The organism is Thioclava sp. UBA3469, assembly GCF_002378135.1.
GTDB lineage: Bacteria > Pseudomonadota > Alphaproteobacteria > Rhodobacterales > Rhodobacteraceae > Thioclava > Thioclava sediminum.
Genome location: NZ_DFRG01000047.1, coordinates 1 through 18,263 on the forward strand (window position 1 = coordinate 1; position 18,263 = coordinate 18,263).

At 60.3% G+C, this 18,263-nt stretch carries 17 protein-coding genes; 9 read left to right on the plus strand and 8 right to left on the minus strand.

The genetic code is table 11. The features are described from left to right. The first annotated feature begins 809 nt into the window (after nt 1–809). Nucleotides 810–1,547, plus strand: a complete 738-nt coding sequence (locus tag B3D39_RS03510) for a competence protein CoiA (protein WP_143594835.1) — start codon at nt 810–812, stop codon at nt 1,545–1,547. A 51-nt stretch (nt 1,548–1,598) separates the two neighbouring features. Here B3D39_RS03510 and B3D39_RS03515 read toward each other — a convergent pair whose 3' ends face one another. Together B3D39_RS03515 and B3D39_RS03520 are read right to left on the minus strand one after the other, a co-directional pair. Continuing rightward, nucleotides 1,599–2,576 carry a reverse transcriptase family protein gene (locus tag B3D39_RS03515; RefSeq protein WP_078521066.1) on the minus strand — a complete coding sequence of 326 codons (978 nt, stop codon included), beginning with the start codon at nt 2,574–2,576 and terminating at the stop codon, nt 1,599–1,601. Continuing rightward, nucleotides 2,557–2,862: a helix-turn-helix transcriptional regulator gene (locus B3D39_RS03520; protein ID WP_078521068.1), complete on the minus strand. Its 306-nt coding sequence runs from the start codon at nt 2,860–2,862 to the stop codon at nt 2,557–2,559. The genes B3D39_RS03515 and B3D39_RS03520 overlap by 20 nt, the downstream gene beginning before the upstream one ends. An 814-nt stretch (nt 2,863–3,676) precedes the next feature. Between B3D39_RS03520 and B3D39_RS03525 the strand changes: the two genes are divergently transcribed. Next, the gene (locus B3D39_RS03525) at nt 3,677–5,026 is read left to right on the plus strand and encodes a hypothetical protein (protein ID WP_286789381.1); all 1,350 of its coding nucleotides are present in this window, start codon (nt 3,677–3,679) and stop codon (nt 5,024–5,026) included. Nucleotides 5,027–5,143: 117 nt separating this feature from the next. Here B3D39_RS03525 and ubiV read toward each other — a convergent pair whose 3' ends face one another. From ubiV to ubiT, 3 genes are read right to left on the minus strand one after another with little or no spacing between them, the layout of a single operon-like run. Beyond that, nucleotides 5,144–6,055 (minus strand): ubiquinone anaerobic biosynthesis protein UbiV, encoded by a 912-nt coding sequence (gene ubiV / locus B3D39_RS03530; RefSeq protein WP_246831745.1) that lies wholly within the window; start codon nt 6,053–6,055, stop codon nt 5,144–5,146. A 5-nt stretch (nt 6,056–6,060) separates the two neighbouring features. Then, entirely contained in the window at nt 6,061–7,059 is a 999-nt protein-coding gene (gene ubiU, locus B3D39_RS03535) for a ubiquinone anaerobic biosynthesis protein UbiU (RefSeq protein ID WP_078542321.1), read from the minus strand. A gap of 19 nt (nt 7,060–7,078) precedes the next feature. Next, nucleotides 7,079–7,585 carry a ubiquinone anaerobic biosynthesis accessory factor UbiT gene (gene ubiT, locus B3D39_RS03540; protein ID WP_078521076.1) on the minus strand — a complete coding sequence of 169 codons (507 nt, stop codon included), beginning with the start codon at nt 7,583–7,585 and terminating at the stop codon, nt 7,079–7,081. A 296-nt stretch (nt 7,586–7,881) separates the two neighbouring features. On the opposite strand from ubiT, the gene B3D39_RS03545 reads away from it, so the two are divergent. Beyond that, nucleotides 7,882–8,295, plus strand: coding sequence for an Rrf2 family transcriptional regulator (locus B3D39_RS03545; RefSeq protein ID WP_078521078.1), 414 nt, complete (start codon nt 7,882–7,884; stop codon nt 8,293–8,295). A 696-nt stretch (nt 8,296–8,991) separates the two neighbouring features. Here B3D39_RS03545 and dhaL read toward each other — a convergent pair. Further along, complete coding sequence (gene dhaL, locus B3D39_RS03550) at nt 8,992–10,734, minus strand: dihydroxyacetone kinase subunit DhaL (protein ID WP_286789382.1); 1,743 nt, start codon at nt 10,732–10,734, stop codon at nt 8,992–8,994. 1 nt (nt 10,735) lies between these two features. Next, the gene (locus tag B3D39_RS03555; protein WP_286789383.1) at nt 10,736–11,554 is read right to left on the minus strand and encodes a sugar phosphate isomerase/epimerase family protein; all 819 of its coding nucleotides are present in this window, start codon (nt 11,552–11,554) and stop codon (nt 10,736–10,738) included. A 227-nt stretch (nt 11,555–11,781) separates the two neighbouring features. Here B3D39_RS03555 and B3D39_RS03560 point away from each other — a divergent pair, with 227 nt between their 5' ends. The 6 genes from B3D39_RS03560 (at nt 11,782) to B3D39_RS03585 (ending at nt 17,408) form a co-directional block, all read left to right on the plus strand. Then, nucleotides 11,782–12,633, plus strand: a complete 852-nt coding sequence (locus B3D39_RS03560) for a transketolase (RefSeq protein WP_286789384.1) — start codon at nt 11,782–11,784, stop codon at nt 12,631–12,633. Beyond that, nucleotides 12,630–13,658: a transketolase family protein gene (locus B3D39_RS03565; RefSeq protein ID WP_286789385.1), complete on the plus strand. Its 1,029-nt coding sequence runs from the start codon at nt 12,630–12,632 to the stop codon at nt 13,656–13,658. Before B3D39_RS03560 ends, B3D39_RS03565 begins: the two co-directional genes overlap by 4 nt. A 33-nt stretch (nt 13,659–13,691) precedes the next feature. Beyond that, nucleotides 13,692–14,447 carry a glucose 1-dehydrogenase gene (locus tag B3D39_RS03570; protein ID WP_286789386.1) on the plus strand — a complete coding sequence of 252 codons (756 nt, stop codon included), beginning with the start codon at nt 13,692–13,694 and terminating at the stop codon, nt 14,445–14,447. Nucleotides 14,448–14,590: 143 nt separating this feature from the next. After that, nucleotides 14,591–15,565 carry a TRAP transporter substrate-binding protein gene (locus B3D39_RS03575; protein WP_274962461.1) on the plus strand — a complete coding sequence of 325 codons (975 nt, stop codon included), beginning with the start codon at nt 14,591–14,593 and terminating at the stop codon, nt 15,563–15,565. A gap of 50 nt (nt 15,566–15,615) precedes the next feature. After that, on the plus strand, nt 15,616–16,140 hold the full coding sequence (locus B3D39_RS03580; protein WP_232621666.1) for a TRAP transporter small permease: 525 nt from the start codon (nt 15,616–15,618) through the stop codon (nt 16,138–16,140). Nucleotides 16,141–16,151: 11 nt separating this feature from the next. After that, nucleotides 16,152–17,408 carry a TRAP transporter large permease gene (locus B3D39_RS03585; protein WP_075777519.1) on the plus strand — a complete coding sequence of 419 codons (1,257 nt, stop codon included), beginning with the start codon at nt 16,152–16,154 and terminating at the stop codon, nt 17,406–17,408. A 56-nt stretch (nt 17,409–17,464) separates the two neighbouring features. Here B3D39_RS03585 and B3D39_RS03590 read toward each other — a convergent pair. Beyond that, the coding region (locus tag B3D39_RS03590) for a LysR substrate-binding domain-containing protein (RefSeq protein ID WP_286789387.1) at nt 17,465–18,263 on the minus strand (799 nt) is incomplete at its 5' end.

Consider the following 18,263-nt stretch of genomic DNA (forward strand, 5'->3'; position numbering starts at 1 on the left):
GACCGGCAAAGAGGAATCGCCCGTTGTCGCCAATGCCCTCAAGTAGATACTCGATGGCAACCTAACGATGGTGGTCAACGACAGCCCACTTAGCAAAGGCACCGATGAGGAGTTCGATAATCTCATCGAAAGGTTCTCAGTATGATAGGCCAGCTGGCCCCCGCGCACAGGTAAGCGCAGAGGTGTATTGATTCCCGACTGTTTTTGTTCTAAATTGATTACATAACCTTTCATCGAGAGTTGGGTTGAAAAGGCCGTTGGGTGTGTCGCAGCCTCAATGGCCTTTACTTTTGCACAGCGTCGAACGAGGGCCGCGCGCGCTCGAAAACAGGCTGCCGCGCTGCGTTTAGAGATGCTGGCGGTGCCCTCGTTGCAGGACCACCGCCATGCGCCCTCATATCGTCGTTCAGTTGGCTGGTGCGCCGCCTCTGCGCATCTTTGCCTCGATAGCCCGTTTCGTCATTAGGAGCGCGCGCGAAGCCAGGAAAGACCGAGTCACGAATGCTGTCGATATGAAGACGTTGCTTCGCGTAGCAGACATTGGTGTAAAGCGCAGCGAACGACCGCGTTCCGCCTTTCCTGCGTGGGAGCAGTGAACGGCCCATTCCGGACTTTGGCCATACCAGCCATTGCTGCACTGCGGCTTCCCCATAGCGGACATAGCGCCACACTGAACCGGACGAGGGCCCATCGTAAGGCAAGGCGCTGCTCTGATGCGAATGGCACGAAGCTTCGCGAAACAGTTCGAGATGGATGTGAAAAGTTGTTACGACTAGGTAACCTCATCACCACAAGCTCGAAGCGTAAGAATGTTAACAGCAATCATAAATGGCAACCAAAGTAGACCCATCCCGGGGACTGTTGGGCAATGCCCGTTTTGCAAATCTGAAATGTTTCCGCGTTGCGGCGAGGTCAGGGTTCATCATTGGGCGCATAAAAGCAAAGTGGCCTGTGATCCTTGGTGGGAGCCGGAAACCGATTGGCATCGGAACTGGAAAAACGAGTTTCCACTCCGTTGGCAAGAGCAAGTGTTTACTGATCAAGATACAGGTGAGAAGCACATTGCCGACGTGCGCACGCTGGCGGGCCTCATTTTGGAGATCCAACATTCTCATCTCGATCCCAACGAGCGTAGAGCCCGTGAGGGTTTTTACAAAAACATGCTTTGGGTGGTTGATGGGTCTAGGCTCAAAGGCGACAGGAAGAAAATCCTGGGGTGGCGGGACGCACTTACGGAGATTATTCAAGGCAGCGAGCGAACCAATCTGTTCTTAATAAGGGATGCCAACGAGCTTTTTCCAAGCGATTGGTTGCAAAGCCCGGTTCCAATATGTTTCGACTACTTGGGGCCAAATGCCGAAACAGAGACTGCACCAACGCAACTGTTCCTTTTGTATCCTGGTACAGTGCATGGTTGCCGTTTGGTAGAACCTCTGCCACGCGACGGATTACTGCGAGCCATCTATTCTGAACGCGTGCACATGCCCGCTGTTCGCGGAATCCTGCAAAACGTGTCACGACTGAGACTGTCGAGAAAGCGGAGCTAGTAGCGCCTGACTGAAAAGGATAGCTCGCCACCATCGGCCCTTATCGGTCATTCAATCGGCGCCAAACAAAGGTCGGCTTTGAGTTCTTCGAGTTTTCGGGTTTTCAACTTGTTTCCGCTGAGAAAGGCGGCCTGCGATTTGATTGTCGATCCGCTGCTGGAGCTTTGGGTTCGTCGTCCTTGCGCGCTCTTGCTTCAGCTCGGCAAGTCGCTTCAGTTGGCGGTTAGGAAGGTGTGTAGCCCCACCCTTTACAATGACTCCTGTGATATCAGCCGGGGCGTTTATCAAGCTGACTTCCTTCGACGCCTTGAGCCGTAGCCCGTTGCCAAAGACGAGCTTTTTGATCTCCCAGATCAGCGCCTTGGGCACGATATCGCCGGAAATGGTTATGTCGTCTGCATAGAGGCTTAGTTTACACTCTTTCGCCTTCACCAGCTTCTCGACGGCAAGCCAGATATGGCTGTTGCTGTAGTAGGCTAAAATCGGGCTGCAAGGAGAACCTTGGGGCAGGCATCCGCCTAGAGTTACGACGTGAACCAAAACAGCGGTCACGTCCCGAGAGCATTCAAGCTCCCCGACGAAAAATCGAGCGACGTTATTGGCTGAGCAGCTTGGGAAGTAGTCCGCAACGTCCAGAAGCCAGAACGCCTTGGCCTCTTTGTGGTGCGCTGCGTTGTCGACGTATGAGCGTCCCTTTACCGGGCTGAAAAGGAACTCTGGGGCTTTGACACGCCCCAGAAGATCACCAATGCGGCCTTGCATCGCTTTAAGCCGCGGGTCGGGAATGTCGATCGGGCGGTAGTTCTCCGCCTGTTCCGGCGTTGGAGGGTGTTTCAGCCACGCGCCTTTTTCATCATCCTTTAGCTTCTTGTGCTTCCAGCGGCGGACGTAGAGGTCATTGCGGCGGCTTATCTCGTCCAACGTATCGGCAGACACTCGGAGAAGCTTGGCCAGTTGTTTCCGGCTTCTGAGGCGGAAGAATGGGCTATCCTTGAGTTGGTAACCCTCTTCAGGCGGCGTCGTCGGCATCTGCTTTCCTTTCAACGAAACGCAGAATGTCGATGACCTTGCCTGCAATTCTTGAACGAATTTTGTCGCCCGACTTGGCGTTCGGCAGCTCTTCCGCAAAGAACATGATAGAAGAAACCGGAATTTTGAACTCTGCCGCATATCTTTGGATCAGATCGAGCGAGGGAGTTTTGTTACCCTTTTCGATCTCCGAAATATGGGACTTCGAGACGCCGAGTTTTTCCGCCAGTTCGACCTGTTTCAAGTCATGGAACACTCGGATCAACCTCAGTGCTTCATGGATCATAGTTTCATCCCGTTTGCTTTTCCCGCTTAGACATTAGGCGGGCGGCGATTAGCCGGGCGATCCGAAAATCGCCATCAACCACCGGACAAGCCGGTAGATGAAGAAAGCCACCCTAAGGATGACTATCACGGTGCGAGGGTTCCGGAGTTTCCTCCAAAACCGACGTCGCCGCCGCCGTCGGTGTGTATCTTCAGAGAGAGCCATATTGCTCCTCCTTTCTGTTGGCCCCGGCGCAACATCCACAGCGGATGCCACTAACCAAGGGTCCTCACCCAACAGAAAACGGAAACCGACGACTAAACCCTTTGCCTAGACGCGATAGCTGTCCTTGCTATCGCGTCTGCTTCGCCCGCCGCCGTCCCCTCGTCCCCCTCCGGGGCCTCCGGGCCGTGTGCGGTTGAAGTGGTAGAGGGGAAAACCCCTCCGCGCTTGAACAAGTCCAAGCTGGGTATGAGGAACTTCTTCCGTTGTTACACAAGAGAGATGTGGGAATGGTATTGTCAGCTTTCAAGGAAAAAAGTTCCCTGAGAGCGAACTTTTTCTGACGCGGTCAAATAGGTGGGTTCTTCCAAAGGAGACATTGAGCCAGCGCGCAGCGAACGACCACTCACCTCCCCTCTTAACCCAGAGGCTGCTCACAGCAGATAGTCGCCATCGCTGCCGTGTGCAGCGGATGGCCACTCCTCGATCCAAAATTCCAATCTAGAACAGTTTGGAAAGCCCACAATCGCCAACCCACTGCCTGAAAATTAGGAAAGTAGACGGTTCGATTTCGAGTTGCTAGCCTTTGAATACATTTCTCGGAGAGCTAATGATGAAAGAATTACCTGATTTCCTCTCAAGCGGTGATGAGGCACGTTTATTCCCGGTCCTTGCCGAAACGAGTAAGGAAAAGCGTGTGGCCTCGATATTCCTCGCTGTAATGACGCAAATCCCCGCTCTGGCGCAGGAAGTCTTAGCTTCAACCGGCGTGCGTGTTGGGAAACGCACCACGGTTCAAGCCTTCACGGAGGTGGTTTTTCGAGAGAAAGCTTTTGCGAACTGCCGACCCGACGGATTGATCGTAATCGACACAGGACGCACGCGGTGGTCTGCTTTGATCGAGGCGAAAATCGGCAAAAACGGTCTCGATGTCGAGCAGGTGCAACGTTACGTCGAGATCGCTCGGGCCCAAGGGATCGACGCGGTTATTACCGTCTCAAATCAGTTTGTATCTCGGGCGGATCATTCCCCTGTGAATCTCCCGAAGACACTTCTGCGCAGGGTTTCACTTTTTCACTGGTCCTGGACCTGGCTTGCCACGATCTGCGAAATTCTCGGCTATCAGAACGCTGTCGATGATACTGAACAGTCCTATCTCTTGGCGCAGCTCAATGACTTCTTGGCTCATCCAGCTACGGGCGTTGAACGCTTCGCACAAATGGCAGCTCAATGGAAAGACATCGTCCAATCGGTCGCGAATGACGAAAAGCTGAAGAAATCGTCTTCTGAGGTTGAAGCGTCTGCCGCGAGTTGGATCGCCGAAGAACGCGACCTATGCCTACACATGTCGAGCCATGTAGGGACACGCGTTGACAGCATCGTCGAACGCAAACTCCGGGAAGATCCTGCAGCAAGATTGAAGGAGCAAATAAGCTCGATCGTCGAAACGCATATGCTGACCTCGAAGCTCCGGGTTCCAGATTGCGCATCAGATATCGACCTCTGTGCAGACATTGCGCGCAAAACCGTGTCAGTTTCGATGACTGTCAAAGCGCCGACTGATCGAAAGTCAACAAAGGCGCGGCTCAATTGGCTGCTGAGGATGCTTCCCCAAAATGACGAGCGGATTTTTGTTCGCGCTCTTTGGCCGGGCCGTTGCCCTCCAACCATGAAGCCCATTTCGCTCCTTCGCGAAGAACCGGAACTAATTCAGACCGACAATTTGGACCTCGTTCCCCATGGATTTGAGATATTGATGATCGAAGGGCTCGGAAAGCGTTTCGGAGGCCGAAGGACTGTTATCGAAGACATTGAGCGTATCGTTCCAGAGTTTTACGACCTTGTGGGAGCAAATCTAAAAGCATGGCAGGCCCCTCCACCCAAACCAGTGAAGTCGCGCACTGCGCCGGACCCGGGAGAACTCGAACCAAATGATCTCGGCGATGCCGGTTCACTACCGTAAAGCAAGGCGTAAGAAAGCGTTCCCTTCGTCGCCGCGGCGAGTTTAGAAATGCAAAGGTCTACGGCCAGGTCCCTGAATCTCGAAAGTCCGAAATTAGCTATCGCGTCCTTATCGCGATTAGTTTGCCGCGGCAGCGGCAATGCGCCGATACCCCGCTTGACCGTGATAGAACCCATTGGAGAACGAAATCCCGTCGCAAAGTTTGCGCAACGCTTGTTCACCGTCGATCATGCTGTGGGTGCCATCCAGAACGTTGCGGAACGTCGTAGCCACTGCAACCATATCCACCGCCTGTGGCATCAGCCGAAAATGGGTGACGCCGTTTACGATCATCTGTCCGGCTTCGGGCAACAGGTCGATGTAGCTTTCCGACTGGGTCTGAATACCGTTCACGCGAAGGATCGGGCGGTCGTCTGTGGTGCGCAAGGGCATGCCGTCCGCGTCCTCTTCGCACACGAATTGGCAGTTATCCTTGGTCCGGCCATGGGCGCGCGCATGATAGCATCGTGCGGACACCGCAAGCGAAGCACGGCCAAACACCTGCACTTCCACCCCCAGCCCAAGCTCGCGCGCCGCCGCAGCGGCCGCAGCAATCGCCGGGGCAGGCATTTCGGTCGGCAGGCAGACATGGGTCGCACCCCGGCCCGCCATCCAGGCGATGGTCGCCTCATTATAGGCGTTCATGAACGGACCGATGCGGTGCGGGCGCTTGCCTCGTGCAAACAGGCCCGCCGCGTTATTGATCTCGATCTCTGGCGCTTCCATGGCGGCCAGATCGGCTGTCGCCTTGCGTTCGCGTTTCAACATCACCTCGGCCAGCGACGACAGGATCACCGTCTTACCACCGCGTTCCAGCCGTTCGATCGTGGCAGGCAGATCGGCCTCGTGAAACGGCGCGCGCTTCGAGCAGATGACCTCGCCCAGATAGACCTCGTCAATCGGCGCCTCGTCGGCGACACGAGCGTAGAAGTCGCGCCGCGTCTGGGTGGACCAGTGATAGGCGATGGGGCCCAAGGTCAGTTTCGTCATGTCGTTTACCGCCATTTCTTTGTCTCGAACGCGCCCTGGGTCTGTTTCTGGCCCTCGGTCAGGGCGACCAGATCGGCGATATTCGCCTCTCGACCCGCGCGGATGTCATCAACGGCCTGCCGGAAGGCCGACACCACACCTCGGACATAACTCTTCGATCGCTGGCGACCTTCGATCTTAAAGGCGTGAACACCGGCCTCGACCAGATCGGGAAGCAGCCGGGAAAGGTTCAGGCTGATCGGCTCCTCGAAGGCATAATATGGCTCGGAGCGGTGCGGCGCCGTATAGCGCCCCTTGCAGATTGTCGGGTAGCCTGCCTTTTCGTCTGCCCCGAAGCAGTCGATAGTGAAACCCGCGAGTTGCGAGGACATAGAGCCATCCGTGTGGCGCTTGTATTCCACGTCCGAGGCCGGAGAGCACACCCCGTCCATGTTGGTCGATTGCCCGGTGAGGTAGTTGGTCAGGCTGCACCGTCCTTCGACCATCAGCCCGTGATTACCGAAGATAAAGGTCTCGATCTCACAGGGAATTTCCTTGCGGATTTCACGGATCTCGGGGATCGTCAGGATGCGCGGCAGCACGACGCGTTTCACTGCGAAATTCTCGCAATAATACCGGATCGCCTCGGGACTGGAGGCGGCGGCCTGAACTGACAGGTGCAGACGAACACCGGGATGGGTGCGCGCGATATAGTCTGCCACGCCCATATCCGCGACGATGAAAGCATCAACCCCAAGCAGCGCACCTGTATCAGCGGCTTGTCGCCACAGATCGACCTTGCCCGCAGGCGGGTAGGTGTTCAAAGCGAGCAACACCTTGGTGCCCTTGTCATGCGCGTAGGCGACCGATGCGGCCAGTTCGTCCGGGGTGAAATTCAGTCCGGGAAAGTTGCGTGCGTTGGTGGCATCCTGAAAGCCGCAGTAAACCGCATCGGCGCCGGCATCGACGGCGGTGCGCAGGGCGGCGGGCGTGCCGGCCGGGCAGATCAGTTCGGCGAGGCTCATGGGACGAGGGGTCCTTTCTTCACGTTGGATAGGCGCGGCGCAGTCTTGCCAGAATGGCGCGGCCAGCAGGGCCGAACATTCCAGCGGTTTCCTCGGCGATGGATCCATCGACATCGTCGAGTGCATTGCGAAGCCGCACGACAGCTTCGGTGTCGCCCGTGACTTCCAGGTCGCGGGAGAAGAACGCGGCATCTCCATCCTCTTCGGAATCGACCAACTCCAGAAGCAGCATGAACTTCCCCCGAATTGTGGCTCCCGCTTCGGGCGCCGCATTGCGCGCGACGGCCCGGAACACCAGCGCTTGCGGATCTGGTCGCAGGTGCAGGGCAAAGGGCAGTTCCACCGGATCGATTACGAAATCGGTCCCCTGATGTGGACCGAGCCGCGAGAAAAGCGACGGATGCTGTTTGGCGACGCGCCTGACCACGCGGGTCAGGACGGGTTGCACGATCACGCATGAGAGGCGAGCGAGCACGGACGTGCCTAGGTCGGCAGCGCGCGGGAGTGTGTCGTCGCCCGCGCTCATGACTGGAGCATTCTAGTGGCGCGCGCAGGCGATCCGAGCTGGGAAGGCCGGGCGAAAATGATGGAAGGGAGTGAGTGGATCATCGTCTTGCCGTTTCTTGTCCGAGCGAGTGCATGGCCGCCTCGATCCGTGAAAAGAGCCCCTCGTTCTCGAGGCTGCTGCTTCCGTCGAGATTTTCCGCGAGCAGAAATCATGGCTAGGCTTTCTAGTTTGCGGTTTCTCTAGGTAATTAGTATTTGGTTTGCGTATTACACTCACTTAATGCGCATTGCAAATACCAAATCGCGAAGCTGCATTTGCGTCTCACCTCCTTCACCGACTTCGGACTACACGTCCTCATGGGGATGGCCAGCACCCCTGATCGACCGTTCACCACCGCGGAGCTGGCGGAAGAGTTCCGTATTTCACGCAATCATCTGGCAAAGGTGATCTCGTCACTGTCGGCTGCTGGCTATCTGGAAACGCGACGCGGCGGCGGCGGTGGTGCGGTGCTCGCGCGGCGGCCTGAAGAGATCCTTCTGGGCGACGTCGTCGCCTATCTCGAGGCAGACCAGGCTCTGGTCGAGTGTTTCCTGTCCGGGAGCGCCGCCTGCACATTGACGCCGCACTGCCGTCTCAAGGCGCGCCTGGCCGCTGCCGAGACAACCTTCATTGCCAATCGCAACCGCAGTTCGCTTGCGGAATGCGTCTATCCGCCACTTAACGTGTAATCGGCCGTCAGGGTCATTAAGGCAAGGACGGCGAAGCGCAACGTCTTCGTAACCACCGTGCGCAACTCGAACATTTAAGTTCTACAAAACCAAGCGAAGCTAAGCAAAAGACCACGTCCTGCCCAAAGGCACGCAATAGAAAGTGTCTGGATGCGGCTACTCCGAACACGGCACGGATGCGTCTTCTTCCGCTCTGAAGGCGTCAGTGGCGCCAATTTTGCGTTTGAAACTTTCACGAATGGTTCACGATCTGTCCGTGACTTTTTGAAACACTTAGCCATTGAAAAGCAACGTTTTCTTCCCGGATTGCAAATCCGTGTACACCGGTTCGATTCCGGTACTCGCCTCCACTATTCAGCCGAAATTCGGAGCACTGCATTGCAGGTTGGTTTCCAGAACCAACCCCGGTTTCCGGGTTTTCCGGCTGACATTCCAGATACCCAATCGTAGCCTAGCGCCGCAGCAGCAGCGGACTGGAATGAGGCGAAAACGCCGCGATCATAGCGGATGGCTTCGCCATACTCGCAGACGGTCTTTACGGGAAAGCGCGCTCCGCGCCGCTGGTTGGGACAACCTCGCCCACGAAATCGTAGTGGTGGTGATGTGACCCTCGCAAACGGGACTATCCGAAACCGGGGATTTCGGACATCGAACGCGATGACGGGCGGGGCGCCCTTGAGAGCGCCCCGATCATGATCAATCGCGCAGGGCCTCGGTCATCGCGACCAGCATGACATGGGCCGAGGCCGCGCCCGGGTCCATGTGCCCGACAGAGCGTTCTCCGAGTTTGGCCGACCGGCCCCGGCGGCTTTCGATTTCAGCGGTGTAGTCGCGGCCGTTTTTTGCACCGGCGCAGGCCGCCTCGAGACAGGCGATCACGTCACCGCCCGATTGCAGGGTCTCGCGCGCTTTCGCCACCGCCGGAACCCATGCGTCGATCATCGTCTTGTCGCCGACTTGTGCACCGCCGCGTGACTGGATGCCTGCGCAGATCCCTTCGATCCACGCGACCATCGCGCCGGCATCGAGGTTGAGCCGATCGGACACAGCCTCGCCCGCCTTGCGGAAAGCGGTCGCATAAAGCGGCCCGGAAGACGCCCCGACCGCGTCGAGAAACGCCTTGGCCATGCGCGCGCAGGTCTCGGACACGGTTTCATCCGTCGGGTCTTTCAACTCCTTGCGCACCGCGGTCCAGCCGATGTCCATCGTGACGCCGTGATCGCCATCCCCGATGACCCCGTCGAGCTCCGACAACCAGTCGCGGTTCGCGTGGATCGCATCTGCAATCGCCAGCATCATCTGGCGGAAACGCACAGGCGTGACGGGGCCGTCGATAGCAAGGTCGGACCGCTCGATCCCGCTCGCGCTGGAGGCGGCGGCATGAGTGCGGCGGGTGCGCCTACCCACCGGCTCAAGGCTTCCGGCGACCGTGAGTGCAGGCGTCCGGCACGGCATATCGAGCAGCGTCTTGAGGTCGTCGTCCAGCTTGAGGAGCGTGATCGAAGCCCCGGCCATTTCCAGAGAGGTGCAGTATTCCCCGACCCAGCTGTGGTGGATTTTCACGTCGCGATCTCCGAGGATCTGCGCGATCCGGCGGTGCAGGATGTAAAGCTCCAGCGGCCCGGTTGCGCCCAGCCCGTTGACCAGCACCGCGACCTCGTCCCCCTTGCCCAGTTCCATGTCGGTCAGGATGGCCTGCATCAGCTCGTCGCTGACCGCATCGGCGCTTTCCAAGTGACCGCGACGCATGCCCGGTTCACCATGGATACCCATGCCGATTTCCATCTCGCGCGGGCCGAGGTCGAAATTCAGCTTGCCGGTCTGGGGCAAGGAGCACGCGCTCAGCGCGACGCCCATCGAGCGGCAATTGTCATTGGCGTGCTGTGCGGCTGCATAGCAGGCTTCGAGATCGCGACCGGCCTCGGCTGCGGCGCCCGCGATCTTGAAGACGAAGAAATCCCCGGCAATTCCGCGTCTTTCTTTCTCCCGGCCCTTGGGCGCCGAGGCCACGTCATCGGTGACCTGAACCGAGCGGGCGGGAATACCCATCCCTTCGCATTCCTCGGCGGCCATGTCGAAATTCATCACGTCGCCGGTGTAATTCCCATAGAGGAACATCACTCCCGCGCCCCCCTCCACCGCGCGCGCGGCATCCATGATGTGCTCGGGCGAAGGCGAAGCAAAGACGTTCCCGACCGCCGCCGCATCCGCCAGGCCGCGCCCGACATAGCCCGCGAAGGCCGGTTCGTGCCCCGAGCCGCCGCCGATGATGATACCGACCTTGCCGTCGCGCGGGCCATCCTTGGCCACAATGGCGCGGCGCGTGGCACCCTCGACACTCAGCAGGTCGGGATGGGCGGAAAGCATCCCTTCGATCGCCTCGGGGATGATGTCCTCGGGCGCGTTCATCAGTTTCTTGGTGCGAATATCGTCGGTCATCTCAGCGCCCCTCGGTAAAAGTTTTCGCGGCTGCAGTGGTCTGTTCGATCCACGGCTGTTCCTTGGCAATCGCCGCCTCGAGGCCGTCGCTCTCCAGCATCAGCCAATGTTCGAGGATCACGCTCATATCGGCGGGGCAATGTGCCAGCTGGTCGAGGGTCCACGCGATCGGCGCGCGGCCCGTGCCCAAGGGCACGCCATGAATACGGAAACCGACGCCATAGGGGTCGGGCGTAATCTCGTAATCCTTCAGGTGCAGGTTGATCGTCCACGGCGCCAAGAGACTGATCGTCTCTTCGGGCCACTCGTTTGCACAGATCGAATTCGCCACGTCGAGACAGACCCCGAGGTGATCATCGCCGACCGCCTCCAGCAGCTCGACCATCCGCGGGCTGGGATAGTTGAAGTGATTCTCAATCGCGATTTTCATGCCCGCGGCACGTGCACGATCGACCCGCGGGCGCAATTGCTCGGCCAGATCCGCCACCGGCATGTGGCTGTCTTCGGCATCGAGGGCGACACGCATGATCTTCGAATGAAGGCGCTGGCCGATCTCGATATAGCGGTCGACTTCATCGGCATCGAAACATTGCGTCCCAAGCTCGAGTTGAAGGCCCTTTTGTTGGGCGATCTCGTAGAGCTTGTGATGATCGTCCGCAGTGTAACGATCCAGCGGCATGTTGTCCGCATATTGCACGACCTCAAGTCCGAGCGCTTCCGCACGATCCAGAAGGTCGAATGCCGTCAGTGGCTTAGAGGGGATCTGATCCTTGATCCCGATGGACCAGCGATAGGCGTAACTGCCCAAACCCAGTTTCATGATGTCCTCCCGTAGTCATGCTCCGCACACGACCTCCTCAGTGTAGCGCGCAGAGCTTCCCCAACAGGAGTAGCGGGGAAACCACCGCTCGGACATCAAAACCAGCCGGGAAGTTGTGAAGAAATACTAACAACGAGTTTAAGTTTCCTTTCTTTTTTTGGAGCGCTCCTCGCGGCAGTGTTCGGGGCAGGATGCGGCTGATGGAGGATCGCCGCAGGGGAGGAACCATGCCAGAACTTACCGCAAATCTGCGGTCGAACGTCTCGTTGGCGCGCCGCGCCTGGGGCATCCGTCGCAAAGCCCTCCAGATGGGCGAAGTCCAGGGACAGGGCTATGTCGGTCAGGCGCTTGGTGTGGCGGACGTTCTCGCGACCTCTTATTTCCACGCATTGAACCTGCGCGCCGACGATCCCGAATGGGAGGGGCGCGACCGTTTCCTGCTGTCGATCGGCCACTATGCGATCGCGCTCTATGCCGCGCTGATCGAGGCGGGCGTCCTGCCCGAGGACGAGCTCGGCACTTACGGGATGGACGACTCGCGGATGCCGATGTCGGGCATGGCCTCTTACACACCGGGGATGGAGATCACCGGCGGCAGCCTCGGCCATGGGCTGGCCATCGCGGTCGGCATGGCGCTCGGGCTGAAGGCGAAGGGCGGCGATCAGTTCGTCTACAACCTGATGTCCGACGGCGAACTGGGCGAAGGCTCGACCTGGGAGGCCGTGATGTCGGCAACCCAGCATCGTCTGAGCAACCTGATCTGTATCGTGGATTTCAATAATCAGCAGGCCGATGGCCCGACCCGTGACGCGCTCGCCGTCGGGGCCGAGGCACCGAAATGGGAGGCCTTTGGCTGGCACGCGCAAGAGGTCGACGGCAATGACCTCGATGCGCTGGTCGCGGCCTTTGACGCTGCCCGCACCTGCCCCGAGCAAAAGCCCCGCGTGATCATCTGCAATACCAAGATGTGCAAGGGCGTGCCCTTTCTCGAAGAGCGCGAGATCACCCATTTCGTCCGCGTCGAGCCCGATGAGTGGACGCGCGCACTGGATATTCTAGACGCAGAGGTGCCCGCATGACCGCCGCAGCCCGCGCCCGCAAATACGAACCCCGCCGCGTGCCCGAAACGAAGGTCGCGACGAGCGCGATGATCGCGTCGCTGGCGGCGGAAGGCTATGACACCGTCGCGGCCCCCTTCGGGCATGCGCTGGTCGAGGCCGCGAAGGATGATGCCCGCATCGTCGGCCTGACGGCGGATCTGGCGAAATATACCGATCTGCATGTCTTCGCGCAGGCTTATCCCGACCGTTTCTATCAGATGGGCATGGCCGAGCAGCTTCTGATGTCGGCCGCTGCCGGGATGGCGCATGAGGGGTTCATTCCTTTTGCGACGACCTATTCGGTCTTCGCCTCGCGTCGGGCCTATGACTTCATCTGCATGGCGATCGCGGAGGAGAACCTGCCGGTCAAGATCGTCTGCGGTCTGCCAGGGCTTACCACGGGCTACGGGCCCAGCCATCAGGCGACCGAGGATCTCGCGATCTTCCGCGGGCTGCCCAACCTGACCATTCTCGATCCCTGTGACGCGACCGACGTGGCGCAGATGGTGCCTGCGATGATCGCCCATGATGGACCGGTCTACGCACGGCTTCTGCGGGGCAAGGTGCCGTCGGTGATCACCCGCTATCGTCCCGACTACCAGTTCGAGCTGGGCCGGGCGCAGATGATCCGCGAGGGGCGCGACGTTCTGGTGGTCTCCTCGGGGATCATGACCATGCGCGCGCTCGACGCGGCGGAGTTGCTGGCCAAGGACGGGATCGACGTCGCCGTTCTGCACTGCCCGACGATCAAGCCACTCGATACCGAGACGATCCTCGCCGAGGCAGGCAAGGGCCGACTTCTCGTCACCGCTGAGAACCACTCCGAAGTCGGCGGGCTGGGCGAAGCGGTTGCCCGCTCGCTCCTGCGCGCAGGGGTGACGCCGGCTTTCCGCCAGATCGCGCTGCCCGATGAATTTCTCGAAGCGGGCGCGCTGCCCACGCTTCATGACCTCTATGGCCTGAGCACCGCGAAGGTCGCCCAACAGATCCGCGGCTGGCTTTGAGCGCCGCGCCAACGACACGAAGAAAGGAACACAATGGGACTTCTGGACGGTAAATTTGCCATCGTGACCGGGGCGGCCAGCCCTCGCGGGCTCGGCAAGGCGACGGCGACGCTTTTTGCACAGCATGGCGCGACCGTGGCGATCCTCGACCTCGACGCGGATCAGGCCGCTGCCGCTGCCGCCGATCTGCCCGGCGAGGGACATGTCGGGCTTGCCTGCAACGTCGTCGACAAGGCAGCCTGTCAGGCCGCCACGGACGAGCTAATCGCCAAATGGGGCGCGGTGGATATCCTCGTGAACAACGCGGGCATCACCCAGCCGCTCAAGCTCATGGACATCATGCCGGAGAATTACGACGCGGTGACCGATGTGAGCCTGCGTGGCACGCTCTACATGACGCAGGCGCTGACGCCGCATTTCCGCGAGCGCAAGAGCGGTTCGATCGTGAACCTGTCCTCGGTTTCCGCGCAGCGCGGCGGTGGTATCTTCGGTGGCCCGCACTATTCGGCCGCGAAGGCGGGCGTACTGGGGCTGACCAAAGCCTCGGCGCGCGAGCTTGCCCCCGACGGCGTGCGCGTGAACGCGCTCTGCCCGGGTTTCATCGCCACCGACATCACCGCGGGCAAGCTGACCGAAGAGATGCGCACGCAAGTCCTCGCCGGAATTCCGATGGGACGCGCGGGCACGGCAGAGGATGTGGCTGGCTGCGCGCTGTTCCTTGCCTCTGACCTTTCGGCCTACTGCACCGGCACCGAAGTCGACGTGAATGGCGGCTCGCTCATTCACTAGGCCGACCGAATAACGCCTGTTCGCGGTTGTGCCTGACCGCAAGGCAACTAATCTCCGGCCCGCAGTGAGGTGGGCCGGATGAAGCCGGAGCCAATCCGGCGGGACGGTGAGGAGACCGTCCGAACCAATCGGGAGAGAGACCAATGAAATCTATGTTGACCATCGCACTTCTCGGCGCGACGGCCCTTGCAGGGGCCTCTACGGCGCAGGCTGACGAGGTGATCTTCGCGCATGGCGCGAACCCTGGAAACCCGCGCTACATCGCGGCGGAAAAATGGGCTGAAGTCTTCACCCAGTGCACCGACGGCAAGGATACGGTGAATGTCGCGGCCTCGGCCACGATGGGCGACGACTCTGAGATGCTGACCTCGACCGCGGCGGGCGTGATTCAGGTCACGGCCAACAGCCAGGGTCCGATGGCGCAGATCGTGCCGCAGATCGGCCTGCTGGGCCTGCCCTTCCTGTTCAAGGATCTGCCGACCGCGTGGAAAGTGCTCGACGGGCCGGTGGGCGACTCGCTTGATGCCGACGCACAGAAAGCCGGGCTCAAGATCCTCGGCTTCTGGGATAACGGCATTCGCAACATCACCACGGTCAACAAGTTCGTCAAAGAGCCTGCCGACCTCAAGGGCCTGAAGATCCGCACCCCGCCGGACCAGATGACGATCGACATCTTCGACGCGCTCGGCGCATCGCCCGCGCCGCTGGCGTGGTCCGAACTGCCCTCGGCGCTGCAATCGGGCGTGTTCGACGGTCAGGAAAACCCGCTGACCAACATCAACTCGGCCAAGCTGCAGGAGATCACGCCCTACATCACGATGACCGGGCACAAGTATGAAAGCACCCCGGTCGTGGCCAGCCTGTCGTGGTGGGAAGGCCTTGATAAGGCGACGCAGGATTGCGCGCTCAAGGCGACCTCGGAAGCGGGCGCGATGGAGCGTGACATGTCGCTCAAGGCAGACAAGGAGCTGATGCCGAAGATGGAGGCAGACGGCGCCAAGTTCGCTGAGGCGGACCGCGCGGCCTATATCGAGGCAACCAAGTCGGTCTATGACAAATACGCCAAGGACTACCCCGATACGGTCGCCGAACTCAAAAAGGCTGCGGGGCTGGAATGATCGACTCTGACCGCAGCGACGCCGCGGGATCAGGCGAAGGGAGGGGGCGTATGCGCCCCTTCCTGCGCCTCGCGCAAGGCGTGATCGACCTGCTGGAATGGTCGGGAAAGCTGATCGCTGCGGGCACGCTCTCGGTGCTGTTCGTGGCGCTCCTGACAAACGTGATCCTGCGCTACGGGGCCGGTAAGGGCATCCCGTGGGCCTATGAAATTCACGCTATCCTGCTGCCGTGGCTGGTCGCGGGCGGCATCGTCATCGCCACCGCGCGCTCGCGCAACATCGCGATCACCTTGTTGCCGGAGTTGGCCGGAGCCCGGGTTCGGCGCGCCTTCATGCTGTTTGTCGAAGCCGCGATCATCGTGATCTCGATCTCGGTCCTCTGGTCCAGCCAGCCGATCCTGCGCGCCTCGACCTTCCAGACGCTGTCCACGCTCGGGGTCAAGGCGATCTGGGGCTATTCCAGCATGGTCTATTCATTCGGAGCGATGGCCATCATCGCCGCGCTCGACATCGTGTTGCTGCTGGGGGGCAAGTCCGTGATGGATGACGATCCCGCCCATGCAAGCCTGAGCTGAGGAGACCCGCAATGGCCGGTGTCATGATCTTCGTCTTCTTCGTGCTGCTCGCGCTTGCCGTGCCGGTGGCACATGCGATGCTGGGCGGCGTCGCCGCTGCGCTGTGGCTCGACCACAAGCCGCTGGCGGTCATCGTGCAGCGTCTCTACACGCCCACCCAAAGCTTTCCGATGCTGGCGGTGCCGTTCTTCATCCTCGCCGGCAACCTGATGATGGCGGGGCGGTTCGGCACCTATCTGGTGAATATCGCGCGTCTGGTCGTGGGCAATTTCAAGGGCGGCCTGGGACAGGTCTCGATCCTCGGATCGGTGATGTTCGGCGGTGTCTCGGGCTCGGCTGTGGCCGATGCGACGGCGATGGGTAACGCGCTGATCCCGGTGCAGAAAGCCGAAGGCTATCCGGGCGGTTTCTCGGGGGCGATCAACTCTGCCTCGTCGACCGTCTCGGTCCTGATCCCGCCGTCTATCCCGCTCATTCTGTACGGGCTGGTCTCGGGAACCTCGATCATCAACCTCTTCGTCGCGGGCATCCTGCCCGGGGTGATGCTGGGTGTCGGCATGTTCATTGCCGTCGCGATCGTGGCGCGCCGCCGCAATCTGCCGCGCTCGCCGCTGGAAGGAGGCTTCGCCGCCTTCCGCAGCCAGATCTTCAGCGCGATCCCGGCCCTGCTGATGCCCGTCTTCGTGATCGGCACCCTCCGCTTCGGCGTGGCGACCCCCACCGAGGTCAGCGTCATGGCGGTCGCCTATGCCCTTCTGGTCAGCGGTGTCATCTATCGTGACCTCAATCCCAAATCCCTGTGGGAGGCGGTGGTCGACACGGCGATGATGACCGGCGCGGTCATGTTCATCATCATGGCGTCCTCCACGATCCAGTGGCTCCTGACCGCCGAGCGCGTACCGCAAGAGCTCGCCGCATGGGTGGCTGCGACCATTCAGGAGCGCTGGCTGGTGATCCTCGCGCTGAATGTGGTGATGTTGATCGTGGGCGCGTTCCTCGATCTGCCCGCAGCGGTGCTGCTGCTTGGGCCGCTCTTCGTGACGATCGGGCATACGATCGGTCTCGATCCGGTGCAGCTTGGCCTGATGATGGTCGTGAATTTGTCGATCGGTCTTTATACGCCACCGGTGGGAACCACGCTGTTCATCTCAGCCGCGATCGCACGGGTTGGGGTGATGGAGGTGGTGCGTTCGCTGGCGCCCTTCTACCTCGTGGCGATCCTCGTGTTGGCGCTGATCTCCTACGTACCGGCGCTGACGATCTACTGACCCTGATCCAGCATCCGCATCAATTGCGCGCGCCTTGGCGACAGGGCGCGCGTATTTCATTCGGGCAGGTACTCCTCACCCGGCAGCTGTCGCCCGCGCTGCTCCCGGATGCGGCAGCCCAAGCCAGTGATCAGCGCCGAGGCGCGCGCATCATGGGCGGCGCCCTCCTCCCGCATCCAGTCCGAGAAGATCCGCACGATCCGGCGGCTGGTATGGCGCGCAGGAGAGACAAGCCAATAAGCAGGAAAACGGATCGCCTCGAAAGCGGTCGACAGCGGAACAAGGGCGCCACGCTCCAGCTCGTTCAGGGCGAGCGTCGTACTTTCCAGAACGACCCCTGCCCCGTCAGTCGCCAGCTGAATCGCCATCGACGAGCGGTCGAACCGCATCGGATAGATCATCCGCTCTCCCATGATACCATGCCGCGCCAGCCAGAAATCCCAGCGGTAATGCGTCTTCACGGAGTCGATCAGCCGCGCCTGTCGCAACTGCCCGATCGGATCGTCGGACAGGGCGCGCAACTCTTCCAGATAGCCGGGCGAGCACATCGGCAGCACGAGGTCATGGACCACCGGTTCTTGATGCAGGCCGGTCCAGCCGCCTTCGCCATAGCGTAGGTCCAGATCGACGACCTCCGTCTCGAAGTCGGAGAAATCGGGCGCGGCGTCGATCCGCATGTCCCAGTTCGGCGCAAGCTCGAGAAACGACTTGAGCCGCGGAGAGAGCCAGCGCACCGCGAAAGAGGGCGACACCCGCAGGATGAAATGGCGGGTCTCGCGCTGGCGCTGAATCGCGGAGCGCACGTCGCGCATCATCCGGAATGCCTGCGTCGTCGTCTGGAAAAGCCGCTCGCCA